Annotated in this window: 16 protein-coding genes; 12 read left to right on the forward strand and 4 right to left on the reverse strand. The window is 72.7% G+C overall.

Annotated elements, in window-relative coordinates:
- Positions 1 to 90 precede the first annotated feature (90 nt).
- The 8 genes from carB (at position 91) to A3CE_RS0137440 (ending at position 10,354) form a co-directional block, all read left to right on the forward strand.
- Positions 91 to 3,420, forward strand: a complete 3,330-nt coding sequence (gene carB, locus A3CE_RS0137405) for a carbamoyl-phosphate synthase large subunit (protein ID WP_020645225.1) — start codon at positions 91 to 93, stop codon at positions 3,418 to 3,420.
- Positions 3,417 to 4,283 (forward strand): orotidine-5'-phosphate decarboxylase, encoded by an 867-nt coding sequence (gene pyrF / locus A3CE_RS0137410; RefSeq protein ID WP_020645226.1) that lies wholly within the window; start codon positions 3,417 to 3,419, stop codon positions 4,281 to 4,283. Before carB ends, pyrF begins: the two co-directional genes overlap by 4 nt.
- Before the next feature lie 107 nt (positions 4,284 to 4,390).
- Complete coding sequence (gene mihF, locus A3CE_RS0137415) at positions 4,391 to 4,708, forward strand: integration host factor, actinobacterial type (protein WP_003096398.1); 318 nt, start codon at positions 4,391 to 4,393, stop codon at positions 4,706 to 4,708.
- A complete protein-coding gene (gene gmk, locus A3CE_RS0137420; RefSeq protein WP_020645227.1) occupies positions 4,705 to 5,373 on the forward strand; it encodes a guanylate kinase in 669 nt (222 codons plus the stop codon). Before mihF ends, gmk begins: the two co-directional genes overlap by 4 nt.
- A complete protein-coding gene (gene rpoZ / locus A3CE_RS0137425) occupies positions 5,370 to 5,639 on the forward strand; it encodes a DNA-directed RNA polymerase subunit omega (protein WP_005152353.1) in 270 nt (89 codons plus the stop codon). The genes gmk and rpoZ overlap by 4 nt, the downstream gene beginning before the upstream one ends.
- The gene (coaBC, locus tag A3CE_RS0137430) at positions 5,632 to 6,852 is read left to right on the forward strand and encodes a bifunctional phosphopantothenoylcysteine decarboxylase/phosphopantothenate--cysteine ligase CoaBC (protein ID WP_169524039.1); all 1,221 of its coding nucleotides are present in this window, start codon (positions 5,632 to 5,634) and stop codon (positions 6,850 to 6,852) included. Before rpoZ ends, coaBC begins: the two co-directional genes overlap by 8 nt.
- A 93-nt stretch (positions 6,853 to 6,945) precedes the next feature.
- Positions 6,946 to 8,148 carry a methionine adenosyltransferase gene (gene metK / locus A3CE_RS0137435; protein ID WP_026469231.1) on the forward strand — a complete coding sequence of 401 codons (1,203 nt, stop codon included), beginning with the start codon at positions 6,946 to 6,948 and terminating at the stop codon, positions 8,146 to 8,148.
- Positions 8,149 to 8,254: 106 nt separating this feature from the next.
- Positions 8,255 to 10,354 carry a primosomal protein N' gene (locus A3CE_RS0137440; protein WP_020645230.1) on the forward strand — a complete coding sequence of 700 codons (2,100 nt, stop codon included), beginning with the start codon at positions 8,255 to 8,257 and terminating at the stop codon, positions 10,352 to 10,354.
- A gap of 207 nt (positions 10,355 to 10,561) precedes the next feature.
- On the opposite strand, the gene A3CE_RS0137445 is transcribed toward A3CE_RS0137440, so the two are convergent.
- Positions 10,562 to 11,917, reverse strand: a complete 1,356-nt coding sequence (locus tag A3CE_RS0137445) for a C15 family peptidase (RefSeq protein WP_020645231.1) — start codon at positions 11,915 to 11,917, stop codon at positions 10,562 to 10,564.
- Between the two features lie 124 nt (positions 11,918 to 12,041).
- Between A3CE_RS0137445 and ggt the strand changes: the two genes are divergently transcribed.
- From ggt to A3CE_RS0137465, 4 genes are all read left to right on the forward strand, one after another.
- A complete protein-coding gene (gene ggt, locus A3CE_RS0137450; RefSeq protein WP_020645232.1) occupies positions 12,042 to 13,838 on the forward strand; it encodes a gamma-glutamyltransferase in 1,797 nt (598 codons plus the stop codon).
- Positions 13,839 to 14,136: 298 nt separating this feature from the next.
- Positions 14,137 to 15,063, forward strand: a complete 927-nt coding sequence (fmt, locus tag A3CE_RS0137455) for a methionyl-tRNA formyltransferase (RefSeq protein WP_020645233.1) — start codon at positions 14,137 to 14,139, stop codon at positions 15,061 to 15,063.
- Complete coding sequence (locus tag A3CE_RS0137460) at positions 15,060 to 16,484, forward strand: RsmB/NOP family class I SAM-dependent RNA methyltransferase (protein WP_026469232.1); 1,425 nt, start codon at positions 15,060 to 15,062, stop codon at positions 16,482 to 16,484. Before fmt ends, A3CE_RS0137460 begins: the two co-directional genes overlap by 4 nt.
- Positions 16,481 to 16,978 (forward strand): flavoprotein, encoded by a 498-nt coding sequence (locus tag A3CE_RS0137465; RefSeq protein WP_020645235.1) that lies wholly within the window; start codon positions 16,481 to 16,483, stop codon positions 16,976 to 16,978. The genes A3CE_RS0137460 and A3CE_RS0137465 overlap by 4 nt, the downstream gene beginning before the upstream one ends.
- A gap of 64 nt (positions 16,979 to 17,042) precedes the next feature.
- Here the strand turns inward: A3CE_RS0137465 and A3CE_RS0137470 are convergent, their stop codons facing one another.
- From A3CE_RS0137470 to A3CE_RS0137480, 3 genes are all read right to left on the reverse strand, one after another.
- Positions 17,043 to 18,158 carry a serine hydrolase domain-containing protein gene (locus A3CE_RS0137470; RefSeq protein ID WP_020645236.1) on the reverse strand — a complete coding sequence of 372 codons (1,116 nt, stop codon included), beginning with the start codon at positions 18,156 to 18,158 and terminating at the stop codon, positions 17,043 to 17,045.
- A 105-nt stretch (positions 18,159 to 18,263) separates the two neighbouring features.
- Positions 18,264 to 18,923: a response regulator transcription factor gene (locus A3CE_RS0137475; RefSeq protein ID WP_020645237.1), complete on the reverse strand. Its 660-nt coding sequence runs from the start codon at positions 18,921 to 18,923 to the stop codon at positions 18,264 to 18,266.
- A complete protein-coding gene (locus A3CE_RS0137480; protein WP_020645238.1) occupies positions 18,920 to 20,119 on the reverse strand; it encodes a sensor histidine kinase in 1,200 nt (399 codons plus the stop codon). Before A3CE_RS0137480 ends, A3CE_RS0137475 begins: the two co-directional genes overlap by 4 nt.

Raw genomic sequence — 20,119 nt, forward strand, 5'->3', positions numbered from 1 at the left:
TTGGGTGGAAACGGACATCGAGAACAACCGATCGAAAAGCTTTCAGGTCTTCCGCGACGGCTTGCGGCGCCTGGTGAAAGAAGGAAACTGATGCCGAAGAGGACGGACATCCAGCACGTGCTGGTGATCGGCTCCGGGCCGATCGTGATCGGGCAGGCCGCGGAGTTCGACTACTCCGGCACCCAGGCCTGCCGGGTGCTGCGCAGCGAAGGCCTGCGCGTGTCCCTGGTGAACTCGAACCCGGCCACCATCATGACCGACCCCGAGTTCGCCGACGCGACCTACATCGAGCCGGTGACGCCGGACTTCGTCGAGAAGGTCATCGCCGCCGAGAGTGAACGCGGGCAGCCCGTCGATGCGCTGCTGGCGACCCTCGGTGGGCAGACCGCGCTGAACTGCGCGGTCGCCCTGCACGAGCGTGGCGTGCTCGACAAGTACGGCGTCGAGCTGATCGGCGCCGACATCGACGCCATCCAGCGCGGTGAGGACCGGCAGAAGTTCAAGGACATCGTGCGCACCATCGGCGCCGAGGTCCCGCGCTCCCGCGTCTGCCACGACATGGCCGAGGTCCGCGAGACCGTCGCCGAGCTGGGCTTGCCCGTGGTGATCCGGCCGAGCTTCACCATGGGCGGGCTCGGCTCGGGCATGGCGCACACGCCCCAGGACCTCGAGCGGCTGGCGTCCACCGGGCTCACCGAGTCTCCCGTCACCGAGGTGCTCATCGAGGAGAGCGTGCTCGGCTGGAAGGAGTACGAGCTCGAGCTGATGCGCGACAAGCACGACAACGTCGTGGTCGTCTGCTCGATCGAGAACATCGACGCGATGGGCGTGCACACCGGCGACTCGGTCACCGTCGCGCCGACGATGACCCTGACCGACCGCGAATACCAGGTGATGCGCGACGTCGGCATCGCCGTGCTGCGCGAGGTCGGCGTCGACACCGGCGGCTGCAACATCCAGTTCGCGATCAACCCGGCCGACGGCCGGATGGTCGTCATCGAGATGAACCCGCGCGTTTCGCGAAGCAGTGCCCTGGCGAGCAAGGCCACCGGCTTCCCGATCGCCAAGATCGCCGCGAAGCTCGCCATCGGCTACACCCTCGACGAGATCCAGAACGACATCACCGGCGAGACGCCGGCGGCGTTCGAGCCCACTTTGGACTACGTCGTCGTGAAGATGCCGCGGTTCGCCTTCGAGAAGTTCCCGGGCGCGGACCCGACGCTGACCACGACGATGAAGAGCGTCGGCGAGGCGATGTCGTTCGGCCGCAGCTTCCCCGAGGCCCTCGGCAAGGCGATGCGGTCGATCGAGACCAAGGCGACCGGGTTCTGGACGCTGCCCGACCCCGATGGCGTGACGCTCGAGTCCACTTTGGACGCGCTGCGCACGCCGCACGAGGGCCGGCTGTACGAAGTGGAACGCGCGCTGCGCCTGGGCGCCACCGTCGGGCAGGTGCACGAGGCCTCCGGCATCGACCCGTGGTTCATCGACCAGATCGCCCTGATCGGCGAGGTCGGCGCCGAAGTCCGCGACGCACCGGTCCTGGACGGCGACCTGCTGCGGCGCGCCAAGCGCACCGGGCTGTCCGACCGCCAGATCGCCGCGCTGCGGCCGGAACTGGCCGGCGAGGACGGCGTGCGCGCGCTGCGCCACCGCCTCGGCGTGCGGCCGGTGTTCAAGACCGTCGACACCTGCGCGGCCGAGTTCGCGGCCAAGACGCCGTACCACTACTCGGCCTACGAGTCCGACCCCGAGGCACAGTCCGAAGTGGCCGTGCAGGCGGAGAAGCCGAAGGTGCTCATCCTCGGTTCCGGCCCGAACCGGATCGGCCAGGGCATCGAGTTCGACTACTCCTGCGTGCACGCGGCGATCGCGTTGCGGGAGGCCGGGTTCGAGGCCGTCATGGTCAACTGCAACCCGGAAACCGTGTCCACCGACTACGACACCTCCGACCGGCTGTACTTCGAGCCGCTGTCCTTCGAGGACGTCCTCGAGGTGGTGCACGCCGAGCAGACGTCCGGCACGGTCGCCGGCGTGATCGTCCAGCTCGGCGGCCAGACCCCGCTGGGCCTGGCGAAGAAGCTCGCCGACGCCGGTGTCCCGGTGGTCGGGACGCCGCCGGAGGCGATCCACCTGGCCGAGGACCGCGGCGCGTTCGGCGAGGTGCTCGCCCACGCCGGGCTGCCCGCGCCGCGCTACGGCACGGCGACGTCGTTCGAGGGCGCGAAGCGGATCGCCGACGAGATCGGCTACCCGGTGCTGGTCCGGCCGTCGTACGTGCTCGGCGGGCGCGGCATGGAGATCGTCTACGACGAGGAGTCCCTGGCCGGCTACATCCGCCGCGCCACCGAGGTCACGCCGGAGCACCCGGTGCTGGTCGACCGGTTCCTCGACGACGCCATCGAGATCGACGTCGACGCGCTGTTCGACGGTGACGAGCTCTACCTCGGCGGCGTCATGGAGCACATCGAGGAGGCCGGCATCCACTCCGGTGACTCCTCGTGCGCGCTGCCGCCGATCACGCTCGGCCACACCGACCTGCAGGCCGTCCGCCGCTCCACCGAGGCGATCGCCCGCGGCGTCGGCGTGCGCGGGCTGCTGAACGTCCAGTACGCGCTCAAGGACGACGTCCTGTACGTCCTGGAGGCCAACCCGCGCGCGTCGCGCACGGTGCCGTTCGTGTCGAAGGCGACGGCGGTGCCGCTGGCCAAGGCCGCCGCGCTGATCATGACCGGCTCGACGATCAAGGACCTGCGCGAGAGCGGCGTCCTCCCGGCCGACGGCGACGGCGGTCAGATGCCGGCCGACTCGCCGGTGGCGGTCAAGGAGGCCGTGCTGCCCTTCCACCGCTTCCGCACCCCCGAAGGCCATGGCGTGGATTCGCTGCTGGGCCCGGAGATGAAGTCCACCGGCGAGGTGATGGGTGTCGACGTCTCCTTCGGCAAGGCGTTCGCGAAGTCCCAGAGCGGCGCGTACGGCTCGCTGCCGACGTCCGGGCGGGTGTTCGTCTCGGTGGCCAACCGCGACAAGCGCTCGCTGGTGTTCCCGGTGAAGCGGCTGGCGGACCTCGGGTTCGAGATCCTCGCCACGTCCGGCACCGCGGAAGTGCTGCGGCGCAACGGGATCGCGTGCACCGTGGTGCGCAAGCACTACGAGGGCTCGACCGAAGCCGAACCGAACATCGTGGACGTCATCCTGAACGGCGATGTCGACATGGTGATCAACACGCCCTACGGGAACAGCGGTCCGCGCATCGACGGCTACGAAATCCGCACCGCCGCGGTGTCGCGCGACATCCCGTGCGTGACGACCGTCCAGGGCGCCGCGGCGGCCGTGCACGGCATCGAAGCGCTCATCCGGGGCGACATCGGCGTCAAGTCGCTGCAGGAGCTCCAGGCGGCGCTGAAGGCGAAGTCGTGACGGCGTCTTCGGTGTCTTCGGCGCCGGAGCGGTTCGGGGCGCGGCTGGCGAAAGCCGTCGCGGCCCGGGGCCCGCTGTGCGCCGGGATCGACCCCCACCCGGGCCTCATCGAGGCATGGGGGCTCCCGGTGGACGTCTCGGGCCTGGAACGGTTCGCGCTGTCCGCCACGGAGGTCCTGGCGGCGCACACGGCGATCGTGAAGCCGCAGTCGGCGTTCTTCGAGAGTTTCGGAGCGGCCGGGATCCGGGTGCTGGAGCGGGTGGTCGAGACCGCCCGCGAGGCGGGCGCGCTGGTGCTGCTGGACGTCAAGCGCGGCGACATCGGCTCCACGATGGCGGCCTACACCGCCGCGTACGTCGCCGGCGGCGCGGCGATCGCGGCCGACGCCATCACCGTCTCGCCGTACCTCGGGTTCGGCTCACTGGAGCAGTGCGCCGCCACGGCCGGCTCGGCGGGACGCGGCATCTTCGTGCTCGCCCGGACTTCGAACCCCGAAGCGGGCGAGGTGCAGAACGCGAAGCTGCCCGACGGGCGCACCGTGGCGCAGGCGATCGTCGACTCCGCGGCGGCACTCAACGCAGGCGCGGAACCGCTCGGCGATGTGGGTGTCGTCGTCGGGGCCACCATGCCGCCGGGAGAGCTCGATCTCTCGCGGTTGAACGGTCCGGTGCTGGCGCCCGGGTTCGGGGCCCAGGGAGCCACTGCTGCCGATTTGCGGGCCCTGTTCGGCGCGTCCTTGCCGGGCGTGCTGCCCGCCTCGTCCCGGGACATCCTGAAGCACGGTCCGGAGCAACCGGCTTTGCGCCAAGCGGTCGAACGAGTCGCCGAAGTGCTGGCCGACCCGCAGGAAAACGGCCAATAGCAGGGGCCGGAACGGGCCCCCACCAGGCACCCCCGCATTGTGGCCGGTGCTCACGGGTGGGTACCGTCGCGTCACCCACCCAGTTTTGAGAACTACCGGAGGAAAACGTGGCACTTCCCCAGCTGACAGAGGAACAGCGCGCTGCGGCGCTGGAGAAGGCCGCCGCCGCCCGCCGCATCCGTGCTGAGCTGAAGGAGCGGCTGAAGCGGGGCGGTACCACTCTGGTCGACGTGCTGAAGCAGGCCGAGGAGAACGAAGTCCTCGGCAAGATGAAGGTCTCGGCTCTGCTCGAGGCGCTTCCGGGCGTCGGCAAGGTCCGCGCCCAGCAGACCATGGAACGACTGGAGATCGCCCCCAGCCGACGGCTGCGCGGCCTCGGCGACCGGCAGCGCAAGGCGCTGCTGGCCGAGTTCAGCGGCGAGTGAGCGGCGTCGGTCAGGACTACCCGGCAAGCCGGGGCGCCGACCGCGGCAGTGAGCCGGTGGCGGGGGATCTCTCCCGGCACCGGCTCACCGTCGTCTCGGGGCCTTCGGGGGTCGGGAAGTCGAGCGTGGTGGGCGTACTGCGGAAGCTGGAGCCGGAGATCTACTTCAGCGTCTCGGTCACCACGCGTAAGCCGCGCCCCGGCGAAGTCGACGGGGCGCACTACCACTTCGTCGACCGCGCGGAGTTCGACGCGATGGTCGCCGACGGCCGGCTGCTGGAATGGGCCGAGTTCGCCGGCAACCGCTACGGCACCCCGCGCGAGCCGGTCGAGAAGGCCCTCGCCGAGGGCCGCCCGGCCGTCCTGGAGATCGAACTGCAGGGCGCCCGCCAGGTCCGCGTGGCGATGCCCGAGGCCCGGCTGGTGATGCTGATGCCGCCGTCCTGGGACGAACTGGTGGGCAGGCTCACCGGGCGCGGCACCGAAAACGAGGCCGCGGTGAAGGCCCGGCTGGCCGAAGCGGAGCGTGAGCTGGCCGCGGCGGGCGAGTTCGACCACCGCCTCGTCAACGCCGACGTGCGGGAGGCCGCCGAGCACTTGCTAAACTTGATTACCGGTGCGCAGCTTGCCGCCGGTAATCCCAATGATTCGGAGCACCACGAGTGACGACTCAGGCGACCCTGCACGAAGAGCTCGAGGGCATCACCAACCCGCCGATCGACGACCTGCTCGAGAAGGTCAGCTCGAAGTACGCGCTGGTGATCTACTCGGCCAAGCGTGCCCGCCAGATCAACGACTACTACGCCCAGCTGGGCGAGGGCCTGCTCGAGTACGTCGGCCCGCTCGTCGAGCCGGGCCCGCGCGAGAAGCCGCTCTCGATCGCGCTGCGCGAGATCCACGGCGGCCTGCTCGAGCACACCGAGGGTGAGTAAACCCCGCGTTGTCCTGGGCGTGGGCGGCGGCATCGCCGCCTACAAGGCCTGTGAGGTGCTGCGCGGGCTGACCGAGTCCGGTCACGACGTCCGCGTGGTCCCCACCGAAGCCGCGTTGAACTTCGTCGGCGCGGCGACCTTCGAAGCCCTTTCCGGGCATCCCGTGCACACGGGCGTGTTCACCGAGGTACCCGAGGTGCAGCACGTCCGCGTCGGCAAGGAGGCGGACCTCGTCCTGGTCGTCCCGGCCACGGCGAACCTCCTCGCGAAGGCCGCCCACGGCCTCGCCGACGACCTGCTGACCACCACCCTGCTCACTGCCCGGTGCCCGGTCGCCTTCTTCCCGGCGATGCACACGGAGATGTGGGAGCACCCGGCGACCCGCGACAACGTGGCCCTGCTGCGCTCGCGCGGCCTGATCGTCACCGAGCCCGATTCGGGCCGGTTGACCGGCGCCGACACCGGCAAGGGGCGTCTCGCGAACCCGGCCGAAATCGTCGACCTCGCCCGGCTGCTGCTGGCCCGCCCGGAAGCCCTGCCGCGCGACCTCGAGGGTGTCCGCGTGGTCGTGTCCGCGGGCGGCACGCGCGAGCCGCTGGACCCCGTCCGCTACCTGGGCAACCGCTCGTCCGGCAAGCAGGGCTACGCGCTGGCCCGCGTCGCCGCCCAGCGCGGCGCCGAGGTCACCCTGGTCACCGCGCACACGGTCGCGCTGCCGGACCCGGCGGGCGCGGCCGTCGAGCACGTTTCGACCGCCGAGGAGCTGCGCCAGGCGGTGCACGCCGCGTCCGAAGCCGCCGACGTCGTCGTGATGGCCGCCGCCGTCGCCGACTTCCGGCCGGCGAACCGGGCCGAGCACAAGATCAAGAAGTCCGACGACCAGCCGGACCCCGTGATCACCCTGGACCGCAACGCCGACATCCTCGCCGAGCTGGTGCGGAACCGGCGGCCGGGCCAGGTCGTCGTCGGCTTCGCCGCGGAGACCGGGGACGAGCACGGCAGCGTCCTCGACCACGCCCGCGTCAAGCTCAAGCGCAAGGGTGCCGACCTGCTGGTGGTCAACGCGGTCGGTGACGGCAAGGCGTTCGGCACGGAGGACAACTCGGGCTGGCTGCTCGGCTCCGACGGGACCGAAATCGCCATCCCGCTCGGCGCGAAGGCCGAACTGGCGTCCACATTGTGGGACGCTGTTGTGAGGTTCATGAAGCGTTGACCGCCTCCCGAGCGATAGTCAGTACGCTTGCACAGGTAAGGGGTCCCTAACTTGCAGGGCATCCGACGACTAGGTGAGGAAGTGACGGCCACCGTGACCGCGTCTACCAGCAGATTGTTCACCTCGGAGTCGGTGACCGAAGGGCACCCCGACAAGATCTGCGACGCCATCAGCGACTCGATCCTCGACGGCCTGCTGTCGAAGGACCCGCGCAGCCGCGTCGCTGTCGAAACCCTGATCACCACCGGCCAGGTACACGTGGCGGGCGAGGTGACCACCGAGGCGTACGCCGACATCCCGACGATCGTCCGCGACGTCATCCTCAAGATCGGCTACGACTCCTCGGCCAAGGGTTTCGACGGCAACTCCTGCGGCGTCAACGTCGCGATCGGCTCGCAGTCGCCCGACATCGCGCAGGGTGTCGACACCGCGTACGAATCGCGCGTCGAATCGGACGAAGACGAGATCAACCGCCAGGGCGCCGGCGACCAGGGCCTGATGTTCGGCTACGCCTGCTCGGACACGCCCGAGCTGATGCCGCTGCCGATCGCGCTGGCCCACCGGCTCTCGAAGCGGCTGACCGCGGTCCGCAAGGACGGCGTGCTGCCGTACCTGCGCCCGGACGGCAAGACCCAGGTGACCATCGAGTACGCCGGCGACCAGCCGGTGCGCCTCGACACCGTCGTGGTGTCCTCCCAGCACGCCGACGGCATCGACCTGGAGAAGATGCTCAGCGTCGACGTCAAGGAGCACGTCGTCGGCCCGGAGATCGAGAGCCTGGGCATCGACACCGCGAAGGCGCGCCTGCTGGTCAACCCGACCGGCCGGTTCGTCATCGGCGGCCCGATGGGCGACGCCGGGCTGACCGGCCGCAAGATCATCGTCGACACCTACGGCGGCATGGCCCGCCACGGTGGTGGCGCGTTCTCCGGCAAGGACCCGTCCAAGGTCGACCGTTCCGCGGCGTACGCGATGCGCTGGGTGGCGAAGAACGTCGTCGCCGCGGGGCTCGCCGGCCGCGTCGAGGTGCAGGTCGCGTACGCCATCGGCAAGGCGGCTCCGGTCGGCCTGTTCGTCGAGACCTTCGGCACCGAGAACGTCGACCCGTCGAAGATCCAGCAGGCCATCAACGAGGTCTTCGACCTGCGGCCGGCCGCGATCATCCGCGACCTCGACCTGCTGCGCCCGATCTACGCCCCCACCGCCGCCTACGGCCACTTCGGCCGTCCCGAGCTGGACCTCCCCTGGGAGAGCACGGCCCGCGCCGAGGCCCTGAAGGCGGCCGCGGGAGCCTGATCCGCAAGTTCGTGAAGGCCACCTTGAGGAACTCCAAGTTCCTCAAGGTGGCCTTCACGGCGTTCTGGCGTCGGGGTTGTCGGAGGGGTCTGGTAGAGATCACGGGGTGAGTAGCTCCGAGCCCGCTGCCCTCTGGGACCTCCCGGAGAAGCCGTCTTCGCCGAAGGCGGCCCCCTCGCGTGCCCGGAAGAAGGCGCCGAAGCCGGGGGAGAAGGCGAAGGGCGCCCAGCAGCCCGCGCCCGAGCGGCCGGTCGCGCGGATCGTCGTCGACATCCCGCTGGCCCACCTCGACCGCACCTTCGACTACCTGGTGCCGGAGAAACTGCACGAGACGGCCGTGCCCGGCTGCCGGGTGCGCGTCCGGTTCGCCGGGCAGCTGGTCGACGGCTACCTGATCGAACGCGGCGAGACCAGCGACTACGGCAGCAAGCTGGCGTTCCTCGACCGCGTGACCTCGCCCGAGCCGGTGCTGCCGCCGTCGCTGCACGCGGTCTGCCGGGCGGTCGCCGACCGCTACGGCGGCACGCTGTCGGACGTCCTGCGCCTGGCGATCCCGCCCCGGCACGCCAAGGCCGAGGGCGAACCGCCGCTCGCCCCCGCGGCGGCCCCTTCCGCACCGGACACGACGGCGTGGGCGCGGTACCAGCGTGGCCCGGCGTTCCTGGAGGCCCTCGCCGAGGGCAAGCCCGCCAACGCCGTCTGGCAGGCCCTGCCGGGCGAGGACTGGCCGCGCCGGCTGGCCGAAGCGGCGGCGACCGTGGCCGCTTCGGGCCGCGGGGCCGTGCTGGTGGTGCCGGACCACCGTGACCTGACCCGGGTGTACGACGCGTGCGCGGCTTTGGTGGGCGAAGACGGCGTGGTGGCGCTCATCGCCGGGCTCGGGCCCGCCGAGCGGTACCGGCGCTGGCTGGCCGTGCTGCGTGGTTCGGTGCGGGTGGTCGTCGGGACGCGGGCGGCGATGTTCGCGCCGGTCCACGACCCGGGCCTGTTCGCCGTCTGGGACGACGGCGACGACCTGCACCTCGACCAGCACGCGCCGTACCCGCACGTCCGGGACGTGCTGATGGACCGCGCACACGCGGCGAAGGCGTCACTGCTGGCCGGCGGGTTCGCCCGGACGGCCGAAGCCCAGCTGCTGGTCGAGTCGGGCTGGGCCGCACCGGTGCTCGCGGACCGCGCGACGCTGCGGTCTTCGGCTCCCCGCGTCACGCCGGTCGGCGAGGACTTCGACGTCGCCCGCGACGAGGCCGCCCGGGTGGCGCGCCTGCCGGCGGTGGCGTTCGAGGCCGCGCGGCAGGCGTTCTCGGCCGGCTTCCCGACACTGGTCCAGGTGCCGCGGCGCGGGTACGTGCCCGGTCTGGCCTGCGGGAACTGCCGCACCCCGGCGCACTGCCGTCGGTGCGCGGGGCCCCTCTCCCTGCCGGGCGGCACGATCGACGGGCAGCCGAAACCTCCGGCGTGCCACTGGTGCGGCGTCCCGGAAACAGCGTTCCGCTGCACGGCGTGCGGTTCGGTCCGGCTGCGCGCGGTGATCGTCGGCGCGAAGCGGACGGCGGAAGAGCTGGGCCGCGCGTTCCCGGGCATCCCGGTCCGCACGTCCGGGGCGGCGGAGGTCCTGGAATCGGTCCCGGGCAAACCGGCGCTGGTGGTGTGCACCCCGGGCGCGGAACCGGTGGCGGAGGGCGGCTACGGTGCGGCGCTGCTGCTCGACGGCTGGGCCCTGCTGGGACGTCAGGACCTGCGGGCGGGCGAAGAGACCCTGCGCCGCTGGATGGCGGCGGCGGCCCTGGTCCGCCCGGCATCCTCCGGCGGACGCGTGATCGTCGGCGCCGAGGCGGGGATGGCGGTGGTGCAGGCCCTGGTCCGCTGGGACCCGGCGTGGCACGCGGGCCAGGAGCTGGCGGAGCGCCGCGAGCTGGGCTTCCCGCCGGCGATGCGCATGGCGAGCGTGGAGGGCAGCCCGGCCGCGGTGGCGGGCTTCCTCGACGACCTGCCGCTCCCGGACTCCGGCGAGGTCCTGGGCCCGGTCCCGCTGGGCGAGCCGGACGAGGAGGGCAACGCGGAGCGCGAGCGAGCGCTGGTCCGCGTCTCCCGGGCGGAAGGCAAGGCCCTGGCGGCCTCGATCCACGCGGCGGCGGCCCGCCGCGACGCGAAGAAGGCCACGGAACCGATCCGCATCCAGCTCGACCCCCTCGACCTCATCTAACGGAGTCGTGTCGTCCCTTCAATCACGCGTGTCGACCCCCGAATCACGAGTGATCCCCCTTCAATCACACGTGATGCCCGCTCGATCACGGGTGATTCCCGTTCCCGCACCCGGATCTCGTGTGCGGGAACCCCGAATTCGCGTGACGGAAGACGGAACTGGCGTGATTGGAGGGGCATCACTCGTGATTGAAGGGACGACACGGCGTCAGCGGGGCAGGACCGTGCCCGGCAGGGACTCCACCGCCGCCCGCGGGGATTCCGTTGCCTGGCGTGGAGTTCCGGAGTCCGGGCCGGCGGCCGCGGCTGTTGCCAGGGTGATCACCTGGGCGGTGATCGCCTGGCGGCGGGCCTCGAAGTCCGCGTCCGTCAGCGCCGCCGGGTCCGTGGGCTGGCCCAGCACCGGGGTGTGCAGGTGCCCGCCCGCCACCGACGTCAGCCCCAGGCCGAGGCGGACGCGGTTGCTGCGGAACATGGACTCGTTCGACAGGTAGTTCCCACCGCCGCCGGAGGCCGCGATCTCGCCCGGAGCCGGGGCGTCCGAGCGGCACACCGTCGTTCCCTGGCCCGGGTGCGCCGGATCCGGCCACACGCAGAACGCCTGGTTGAAGTTCACCGGGTAAGCGCCGGTCACTCCGAGCATCCGCGAGTACGGCAGCGTCGTCTCGATGAACTGGACGTCCGGCTGCGGCCAGCCCGCGGCCGGCGGCACGCCACCGGTCACCGAGACGTTGTTGTTGTCCGGGAAGCCGCCGCGCCAGGCGCCGGCCCAGCGTTCGACGTCGAACCGGCCGGGACGGCCCTGGCTGATCGTCATCAGTACGTCCGGGCGCCGCGCGCGGTCGCGCAGTGCCGAGCCGTACGCCGCTTCCACGATGCCCTCGTCGAAATACCCCCACACGACCGGAAAGCTCACCGCCTGCACCACGGCCGGGCCGGACGGCGTGTCGAGGACCCGCCCGTCGAGCTGCAGCGCCGACGCCCCGGCCGGGTTCGAGATCCGGACGCCGGTGCCGTCGAGCTGGAAGGGGTCGAACCCGCTCACCATGACCCGCCGCGTCTTGCCGGCCGGGAAGCGGACGTCGTCGAGGCCGCGCGAGCCGCGGTCGAACGCCGACAGCATTGAATGGCGGTCTGGCAACGAGAAGGACGGCGCCCACTGCCGCACCGCGCTGCTGAGCTGCAGCCTCGCCCAGTACAGCGGCCGGTCGTCGAAGCGGTCGAGCGTGCCGAGGTCGGGACGGCGGCCCTGGGCGCGGTCGACGGCCGTCCGCCACAGGCGGTCACCGGCCTGCGTGACGACGCGTTCGGCCCGCCTCGGGGTGCGCGCCGCGCAGAGATCGTGCTTCACCTCGGCGACGAACGGGGCGAGCCCGGCGAGCCGGACGAGTTCGGGGCCGACGGCGGGTCCGCCGGCCGGCATCGTCGCGGTCAGCCGCTGTTCCTCCACGGTCAGCGGAACGGCTGTGTCGAAGCAGGCCCGCGGTGGCGTGGCCGCGGCGACCCCGGGGAACGCGAACACCGGCACGGCGGCGAGCAGCGGGAGCAGGGCGGAAAAGCGCACGGGTTTCCCTCCACGTCGTGGACGACCTCCGGCGCCGAGTCTTCCGGTTCGCCCGCGATCCGCGTAGGGGCATTAGTCGGTTGGCGACTTGAAGCCGCTTGGGGCAAAGGGCAGACTCGCCCGCATGTCCGCGCACCGGAGTCGCACCCTCGTCATCGCCGCCACGGCCGCGCTCGTCACGACCGTCGCGGCCGGACCCGCTTCAGCCGCCACCCCCACGCCGAAGTCGCCGGTCGCCGCCGGTTTCGGCGGTGCCGTGGCCAGCATCGACGCCGACGCCACCGCGATCGGCACCCAGGTCCTGCGCGACGGCGGGAACGCCGTCGACGCGGCCGTCGCGGTCGCCGCCACGCTCGGGGTCACCGATCCGTTCTCCGCCGGCGTCGGCGGCGGCGGGTTCTTCGTCTACTACGACGCGAAGACCCACCAGGTGCACACCCTGGACGGCCGCGAGACCGCGCCGAAGACCGCCGACGCGAACCTGTTCGTCGAGAACGGCCAGCCGCTGCCGTTCAGCGACGCGGTCACCAGCGGCCTCAGCGTCGGCGTGCCCGGCACGCCCGCGACGTGGGCCGAAGCCCTGCGCAAGTGGGGGACGCGGTCGCTGGCGAAGACGCTGAAGCCCGCGGAGAACCTGGCCCGCACCGGGTTCGTCGTCGACAAGACGTTCCAGACGCAGATCGCGAACAACGCCGCGCGGTTCTCGGCGTTCCCGTCGACGCGGTCGCTGTACCTGCCGGACGGCGCGCCCCCGGCGCCCGGGACCGTCTTCAAGAACCCCGACCTGGCCGCGACGTACGCGCAGCTCGAACGCCGCGGCGTCGGCGCGCTCTACGACGGCCCGATCGGCGCGGACATCGCGAAGACGGTCCAGCAGCCGCCGAAGGACCCGGCCTCGCCGCTGAACGTGCGGCCCGGCAAGCTCACCACCGCCGACCTCGCCGCCTACGACGTGATCGAGCGCCGCCCGACCCACGCGACCTACCAGGGGCTCGACGTCTACGGCATGCCGGCGCCGTCCTCGGGCGGGCTCACCGTCGGCGAGGCGCTCAACATCCTCGAGAACTTCGACCTCAAGAACGCGAGCAAGGCCGACTACCTGCAGTACTTCCTGGAGTCGACGCGGTTCGCCTTCGCCGACCGCAACCGCTGGATCGGCGACCCGGCCTTCATCGACGTGCCCGCCAGGGAGCTCCTGAGCCAGCGCTTCGCCGACACGCGGGCGTGCCTGATCTCGAAGGACAAGGCCGCGACCAGCCCGGTCGCCCCGGCCGACCCCCGGCGGCCGGCTCCGTGCGCTGCGGGCGCGACCGCCGCGCCGACGCCGTACGAGGGTGAGAACACCACGCACCTCACGGTCGCCGACAAGTGGGGCAACGTCGTCGCCTACACGCTGACGATCGAGCAGGAGGGCGGCAGCGGCATCGTCGTGCCGGGCCGCGGGTTCCTGCTCAACAACGAGCTGACCGACTTCTCGTTCACGCCGGTGACGCCGGGCGTGCCCGACCCGAACCTGCCCGGCCCGGGCAAGCGGCCGCGCTCGTCGATGGCGCCGACGATCGTGCTCAAGGACGGACGGCCGTTCTTCGCCACCGGCTCGCCGGGCGGCGCGTCGATCATCACGACCACGCTGCAGGTGCTGCTCGGCCGGATCGACCGCGGCCTGTCGCTGGAGGACGCCATCGCGGCACCACGCGCGTCGCAGCGCAACTCGGCGGCGGCCCAGGTGGAGCAGGCGTTCCTCGACCAGCCCGAGACGGCGGTGCTGAAGGCCCGCGGCCAGGGCTTCTCGACAGCGCCCGCGGAGATCGGCGCGGCAACGGGAGTGGAGCGCCTGCGCGACGGCCGCTGGCTGGCGGCGGCGGAACCGGTCCGGCGTGGTCAAGGGGCGGCCCAGGTGGTGTACCCGGCGAACTGGTAGCGGAGGCCCAACGCGGCCCCCACCCGCCCTGGGGGGCGTGCCCTTGTCCAGTCTATCGTCGGCCCCCGACGAAAGCCGGGAACGGCCGCCGCCGGGGGCGGGTTGTCCACATCACGGCCGGGCTGTGGACAACCCGCGATGAGCGTGCCGAGTCCACGTCCCGGCCCGGGCGTGGGCACCCGGCCTGACCTGCGGACCGGCGCATCGGGGCACTGGCGCGCCCGGCGCACCGGGGCCTTCTAGACTCAGCCTCGATGTTCCAGCCACCTGAAACCCTGCTCCCGCCGGGGGTGGGCCGATGAAGCTCGTCTTCGCCGGCACCCCCGAACCGGCGGTTCCCGCCCTGCGCGCCCTGCTCGACTCCGGCCGGCACGAGGTCGTTGCCGTTGTCACCCGGCCCGATGCGCAGGCCGGGCGCGGCCGGCGGGTCGTCCGGTCGCCCGTCGGGGCGCTCGCCGATGACCACGGCATCGAAGTCCTCACTCCCGCTCGGGCCGGTGACCCCGCCTTCCTCGCCCGGCTCACCGAGCTCGCGCCGGACGCCTGCCCGGTCGTCGCCTACGGGGCGCTGCTGCCGCAGGCCGCGCTCGACATTCCGCGGCTGGGCTGGGTCAACCTGCACTTCTCGCTGCTGCCGGCGTGGCGGGGCGCCGCCCCGGTGCAGGCCGCCATCCGGGCCGGGGACGAGATCACCGGCGCGTCGACCTTCCGGATCGTCAAGGAGCTGGACGCGGGCCCGGTCTACGGTGTCGTCACCGAGACCATCGGGGGCACCGACACGGCGGGTGTGCTGCTCGGGCGGCTCGCCGAGTCCGGGGCCAAGCTGCTGCTGTCCACGATGGACGGTCTGGCCGACGGCAGCCTGGTCGCGCGGGAACAGCCCGCCGAAGGGGTCAGCTACGCGCCGAAGGTGACGGTCGAGGACGCGCGGGTGTCCTTCGCCGACCCGGCGTCGGCGGTCGACCGGCAGATCCGGTCGGTCACCCCGGAGCCGGGCGCGTGGGCCGAGTTCCGCGGGGAACGGTTCAAGCTCGGCCCGGTCACGGTGCTCGACGAACCCGGCCCGCCGCCGGGCGAGATCGTGGTCGAACGCAAACGGGTGCTGGTCGGGACGGCGACGAAGCCGCTGCGGCTCGGCGAAGTCCAGGCACCCGGCAAGAAACGGATGGCGGCCACCGACTGGGCGCGCGGTACGAGGATCGACCAAGGAGAGCGCCTCCGGTGAACGACAACAGGGAACGACGCCCGTCACGGCCGCAGCGGGGCCGCCCGGCACCGCGCAAGGAGGGGCCGCGCCGCCCGCCGGAGGTGGACCCCGCCCGGCAGGCCGCCTACGACGTCCTCGCGGCTGTCCGGACGAAGGACGCCTACGCCAACCTGGTCCTGCCGGACCTGCTGCGCGAGCGGCGGATCACCGGCCGGGACGCGGCGCTGGCCACCGAGCTGACGTACGGCACGGCGCGGGCGCAGGGCCTGCTCGACGCGATCATCGAGTCGTGCGCCGAGCGCCCGCTGGCCAAGACCGATCCCGCGGTGCTCGACGCGCTGCGCCTCGGCGTCTACCAGCTGCTGCGCACACGCATCCCCGAGCACGCCGCCGTGACGTCCACTGTGGACCTCGTGCGCGCGGAAGCCGGTTCGTGGGCCACGGGTTTCGCGAACGCCATCCTGCGTAAGGTGTCCGAAAAGGACGAATCGACCTGGCTGGACGAGGTGGCGCCGGACGAAGTCGCCGACCCGATCGGGGCCTACGCGCTGCGGACCGCGCACCCGCGCTGGATCGCGCGGTCGTTCGCCGAAGCGCTGGGCGACAAGGGTGCCGGCCTCAAGGCCGCCCTGGAAGCCGACGACGCGCGTCCCGAGGTGCACCTCGTCGGCCGCCCGGGTGAGATCAGCGCCGACGAGCTCGCCGCGATCACCGGCGGCGACCCGGCGCCCTATTCGCCCTACGGCGTGCGCCTGCCCGCCGGGGCCGGCGACCCGGCCGACGTCGAACCGGTCCGCGAACGGCTCGCCGCGGTGCAGGACGAGGGCAGCCAGCTCTGCGCGATCGCCGCGACGAAGGTGCCCCTCGAAGGCTCCGACGAGCGCTGGCTCGACCTGTGCGCCGGTCCCGGCGGCAAGGCCGCGCTGCTCGGCGCGCTGGCCGCGATGAGCGGGGCCACCGTGGACGCCGTCGAGAAGGCGCCGCACCGCGCGAAGCTCGTCGAGAAGGCCACGAGCGGCCTGCCCGTCACTGTCCACGTCGCCGACGGCCGCGAAAGTGGCCTGGAGCCGGGGTACGACCGCATTCTGGTCGACGCGCCGTGCAGCGGGCTCGGCGCGCTGCGGCGGCGGCCGGAGGCGCGCTGGCGCCGTCAGCCGTCCGACGTCGCGGACCTCACGAAGCTGCAGGGCGAGCTGCTCACCGCGGCCTACGACCTGCTGCGGCCCGGCGGCGCGCTCACCTACGTCGTCTGCTCGCCGCACCTGGCCGAGACCGAAGGCGTCTTCGCGGAGACGGCCCGGCGGCTCAAGGCCGAGATCCTGGACTCCCGCGAACTCTTCCCGGGCGTGCCGGAGCTCGGCGACGGTCCGTACGTGCAGCTGTGGCCGCACCGCCACGGCACGGACGCGATGTTCTGCGCGGTCCTGCGCAAACCGTGAGGGACCTCGGGCTGGTCGGCAGCTCGTGCGGCGGGCTGGACGTCCGGTTCGCCGCCGAGCTGGTGGCACCCGCCGCGGCGCGCGGCTGGCGGCCGGCGGTCACGCTGACGCCGGCCGCGTACCGCTGGCTCGAGGCGGCCGGCGGGCTCGACGCCGTCGCCGCGGGCACCGACCTGCCGGTCCGCAGCGTCTCCCGGCTGCCGGGGGAACCGCGGCCGCACCCGGACCCGGACGTGTTCCTCTTCGCCCCGGCGTCGGCGAACTCGGTCGCCAAGCTCGCCCTCGGCATCGCCGACAACCAGGCCCTGACCGTTCTCGGCGACGTGCTCGGCGCGCCCGGGATCACGATCGTCGTGGCCTACCAGATCCACGACACCCGGGTGCACCACCCGGCGTGGCAGCGCCACCTCGACACCCTCGCGGGCGCCGGGGTGACGCTGCACCGGCTCGACGTCCGGCGCCCGTGGACCGAGGTCCTCGACCTGCTGCCCTGAGCAAGCCCGCGGGGGTGCCCCCCCCCGTTTTCCACGCTACCGGCAGGCACCGACAGTTCCGGGCCTACTGGCCAGGACAGACCGCGGTGTCGGTGGCGGCGAGCAGGTGCTGGTTCGCCGCGGGCGGCACCGGCTGCTGGTTCAGCACCACCGACACGCGGCGGCCGTCCGGGCCGGCCCCGGCGAGGTTCGTGAAGCCGGGGATCCCGCCTTCGTGGCCCCAGAAGAGGCCGCAGGACACGGGGATGCTGCCCAGCCCGAGGCCGTAGCGAGCGCCCGGGATGCCCAGCTCGTCGGCCGGGACCGTGCGCTGCATCTCCGCCAGCTCGGCCGGGCGCAGCAGCCGCCCGCCCAGGAGCGCGCCGTAGAACCGGTCGAGGTCGGACGGCGTCGAGACCAGCCCGCCCGCCGCGCCCGCGATCGTCGCGTCGTAGTCGCTGAAGTCGACCAGCTTGCCGCCGATCGGCGCGTAGCCGACGGCGTGCGGCGCGGGCAGCTTCTCGTCGCCGCGGCGGGGCAGGTAGGTGTCACGCAGCCCCAGCGGCCGGGTGATCCGGCGGGCGATCTCGACGTCCGGATCGTGCCCGGTCACGCGCGAGACGATCATCCCCGCGACGATGTAGCCGGTGTTGGAGTACGACCACTTCGTGCCGGGCGGGAACAGCGCCGGGTGCTTCAGCGCCATCGCCACCAGCTCGGCCGGGTCCGCGCCGCGGTGGCGCAGTGTCTCCGGATCGTTCAGTGCCAGGTCGTCGGTGTAGTTGTACAGCCCGCTGGTGTGCTGGAGCAGCTGCCGCACGGTGATCCGCCGGTCCGGGAGCAGGCCCGGCAGGTACCGCTCGACCGGCGCGTCCAGTTTCACCCGGCCTTCCGCGACGAGCTGCAGCACGACGGTGGCGACGAACGACTTCGTGACGCTGCCCGCGCGGAAGGAACCGTTGCGCGGGAACGGCTTCCCGGTGGTGACGTCGCCGGTGCCGCTGCGCACGACCCGCGTCCGGTGGCCGTCCTGGATGACGGCTTCGGCGCCGGGCACGCCGTCCTGCGTCGTGAGGACGTCGAGGCCGTGCCGCACCGGATCCGCCGTGGCGGCGAGCGCGGGTGCCGCCGTGGTGGCGGCGAGCAGCGCGACGAGCGTGCCGACGGCGACGATCCGCCTGCCACGTAAGGACTTTCGCATGGATGAACCCCCTGCTGTGTCGATCTCTCCACGCTAGGGGGCCGGGACAGGCGGCGGGATGGGGCAGACCGCCGGATCTTCCTGGGGTATACCCCACCACGCCGGTCAGCGATCGGCGGCGTGCCCCGGCCGGACCACCCCGGCTTCGTACGCGATGACCACCGCCTGGCTGCGGTTTCCGGCGCCGAGCTTCGCGAAGATGTTGCCCACGTGGGTCTTCACCGTCTCGAGGCTGATCACCAGCGCCGCCGCGATGTCCTGATTGGACAGCCCGGTGGCGATCAGCCGGAGCACCTCGGCTTCGCGGCGGGTGAGCGTCTTCGCCGCGCGCGTGTGCTTCCCGTCCGGGCGGCGCCCGCTGACCAGGCGCCGGATCGCCTCCGGGAACAGCAGCGACTCGCCGGCGGCGACGGTCCGCACGGCGTGGGCGATCTCCTCCTTGCGCGCCCGCTTCAGCAGGAACCCGCTCGCCCCGGCCAGCAGCGCCTCGTGCACGTAGTCGTCGTTGTCGAACGTCGTGACGACCAGGATCTTCGGCGGTTCCGCGAGCGCCGCGAGCACCTGCCGGGTGGCCTCGATGCCGTCGGTGCCGGGCATCCGGACGTCCATCAGCACGACGTCCGGCCGGGTCCGCCGCACTTCGGGCAGCACCTCGCCGCCGTCGGCCGCCTCGCCGGCCACCGGGAGGCCCTGCTGCTCCAGCAGGGCCCGCAGCCCGGTGCGGACCAGCGGTTCGTCGTCGGCGAGCAGCACGGTGGGGGTCACGCGCCCGCCCGCAGCGGGATGGTCGCGCTCAGCCGCCAGCGGCCGTCGTCCGGGCCGGCGTCGAGCTCGCCGCGCAGGGCCTCGACGCGCTCGGCGAGCCCGGCCAGCCCGTGCCGCCCGGTCCGCGGCCGCTCGCCGGGCAGCGCGTTGACGACGGCGATGGCCAGCCGGTCCGGCCCGGCCTCGACCCGCACGTCCACCTCGCCGGGGCCGGCGTGGCGCAGCGCGTTGGTCAGGCCCTCCTGGACGATCCGGTAGCCCTCGCGCGACACCGCGGCGGGCAGCGCGGCGACCGGCCCGGTGACGGTCAGGCGGACGTCGAGCCCGGCTTCGCGGGCCCGCACGGCGAGGACGTCCACTTCGGCCAGTGTGCGCGTCGGCTCTTTCGCGGCCGGCTCCTCGCGAAGCAGGCCCAGGACGTGGTCGAGATCTTCGAGTGCGCTGCGGGAGGCTTCTTCGATCGTGCCGAGCGCCCTCCGGACCTGGGCCGGGTCGGCCTCGACCAGCTCGGCCGCGGCCGCCGCCTGGATGGTCGACGTCGTGAGCGTGTGCCCGATGGAGTCGTGCAGCTCGCGCGCCAGGCGGTTGCGCTGGGCGAGGACGGCCGCGCGCTGCTCGGCGGCCGCCGCGAGCTCGGCCGCGGACGGGCCCAGCAGCGTCGTGGCGCCGACCCGGAAACCGGTGGTGGCGGCCGCGGCGACGACGAGCGCCACGAAGAGCATCGCGAGGCCGAACGGGATCGTCCAGGCGCCGAGCGGGACGTCGTTCCAGAAGAAGCTGATCCGGTCCTGGCCGCCGGTCAGCCACGCCAGCGGCACGAACATCGTGATCGCGAGGAACCCCAGAACGGTGACCAGGACCCCGCTCACCGCCGTGTGCAGCGCGAACCACAGGCCCGACCGCAGCCGCGAGCCGGCGTCCGGGCGCCGGGCCGGAGTGGGCAGGCCGATGCCGAGCAGGCCGTTGGCGAGGCCGATGCCCAGGCGCCGGACCGGTCCCAGCAGGCCCAGCAGCCCCATCAGCACCGCGAGCGCGACCACGGCGATGACGGCGCGGACCCGGGAGTCGGCTTCGAACGACACCGCGACGGCGAAGGCGAAGAGGGACATCGGCGCGGCCATCGCGAGGCTCGCGACGGCGTACGGAAGGCTGCGGTAGCTGCCGATCCGCGGCAAGGACTGGAGGAAACCGGGCAT

The organism is Amycolatopsis balhimycina FH 1894 (assembly GCF_000384295.1).
GTDB classification, from domain to species: Bacteria; Actinomycetota; Actinomycetes; order Mycobacteriales; family Pseudonocardiaceae; genus Amycolatopsis; species Amycolatopsis balhimycina.

Coding starts and splice junctions, on each gene's coding strand:
- A3CE_RS0137470 (WP_020645236.1), bottom strand. CDS start 18,158: ATGCGAAAGTCCTTACGTGGCAGGCGGATCGTCGCCGTCGGCACGCTC.
- ggt (WP_020645232.1), top strand. CDS start 12,042: ATGTCCGCGCACCGGAGTCGCACCCTCGTCATCGCCGCCACGGCCGCG.
- fmt (WP_020645233.1), top strand. CDS start 14,137: ATGAAGCTCGTCTTCGCCGGCACCCCCGAACCGGCGGTTCCCGCCCTG.
- A3CE_RS0137480 (WP_020645238.1), bottom strand. CDS start 20,119: ATGCCCGGTTTCCTCCAGTCCTTGCCGCGGATCGGCAGCTACCGCAGC.
- carB (WP_020645225.1), top strand. CDS start 91: ATGCCGAAGAGGACGGACATCCAGCACGTGCTGGTGATCGGCTCCGGG.